The organism is Pseudomonas sp. SF2 (assembly GCF_036858055.1).
Lineage (GTDB): Bacteria > Pseudomonadota > Gammaproteobacteria > Pseudomonadales > Pseudomonadaceae > Aquipseudomonas.
Genome location: NZ_JAMBDI010000055.1, coordinates 1 through 1,281, shown reverse-complemented (window position 1 = coordinate 1,281; position 1,281 = coordinate 1). Strand labels below are relative to the sequence as shown.

At 55.6% G+C, this 1,281-nt stretch carries 1 protein-coding gene; it reads right to left on the bottom strand.

Features of this window, described 5'->3' with window-relative positions; genetic code table 11:
• Positions 1-45: 45 nt before the first annotated feature.
• On the bottom strand, positions 46-1,197 hold the full coding sequence (locus tag M2S36_RS23470; RefSeq protein WP_442969530.1) for a DDE-type integrase/transposase/recombinase: 1,152 nt from the start codon (positions 1,195-1,197) through the stop codon (positions 46-48).
• Positions 1,198-1,281: the final 84 nt, after the last annotated feature.

Here is a 1,281-nt window from a genome sequence, read left to right as displayed (position 1 = left end):
TGTACGACCGGAGACATCCTTTACATCGTAAACCGGGGACATGGTTTACACATTTGAGGCTTGGACGCGGTTTGCACCCCGTTCAAGCCTCCCCAGGAGATGGTCACACAGGAACACATCCCAAACATCATCTTCCACCTCCTTCAGGCCTATCCTCTCGCCAGACAAGGCCTCGCTGATGAACAGCAGCTTGTTCTTCCATTTGATTGAGCCATTCTGCCTAACACTGCGGACTGCCATTGCGGTGGGGTACTCCACGATAGGCAGACATCCTGGGTAAGGCCGGTTGGATGGCACATACAGCTCGAATGGGCGTTTCATCCCCAGTGCTTCGTGGGGGCGGATATAGTTGAACTCCTGCCTGAAGTGCTCAAGCAGCAACTGCTGATCAATCAAATTGTGCCCCACAGGCAGTTCAAGCTTCATGCTGCGGTGCATCCGCTCGTGACGGCCATTCTGGTCAGGGCGCGCGGGGGCCGTTCGTTCGGGGTAGATGCCGAGACGGATCAGCCAGACAGCAATTGTGGACATCCTTGCCAAGCCCGTCGACGCAAACGGGCTGCCGTTGTCAGAGCGGATGACCTCCGGCATGCCATGCTCCTGAAAAAGCCACTCAAGCGTCTGCATGACCGGTTGCGTCATGATGTTCTTGTGGGCTTTGCAGGCCAAAATGAGGCGTGAGGCATGATCCGTAACTGTCAGCGGGTAGCACCACTGGCCGTTGAGCATTTTGAACTGGCCTTTGTAATCGATGCACCAGGTCTGGTTCGGCTCGTTGGCCTCTCGCATTTTCGTGGGGCTTTTTCCGTAGCGCCGTTTTGGCCCGCGCTTGTGGACCATGCCCATCCGGTCCAACCACTGCCCAGCTGTGCTCGGAGACGGCCAATCAATCGATGGATCTTCAAGGCGCAGCAGTTCAATCAGCTTCTTGGGGCCCCATTTATCGTGCGCCTCTTTCATCGCAACAATCCGAGCCAATAACTCATCACTTGTCTTGTTAGGACTGTTGTTAGGGCGTCGTGAGGCATCAGTCAGGGCTTCAGCACCGCCTGCCGAATATCGCGATATCCACTTGTCGACCGTCGGGCGGCTGACGTTGTACCGGCGAGCGAGCTGGCTCTTGGTGTAATCACCGGAAAGCCACTCGCCAACCAATCTGACTCGTTGATCCATGGGGGACTCTTGGTTCCAGGGCATGATCAGATACCTCCTGATCATGCGTATTAGCCTGTAAACCATGTCCCCGGTTTGAAATGTAAACGATGTCTCCGGTTTGTACCG

Excerpts from the sequence above, each read along its gene's own strand:
- M2S36_RS23470 (WP_442969530.1), bottom strand. The coding sequence starts at position 1,197 with ATGCCCTGGAACCAAGAGTCCCCCATGGATCAACGAGTCAGATTGGTT.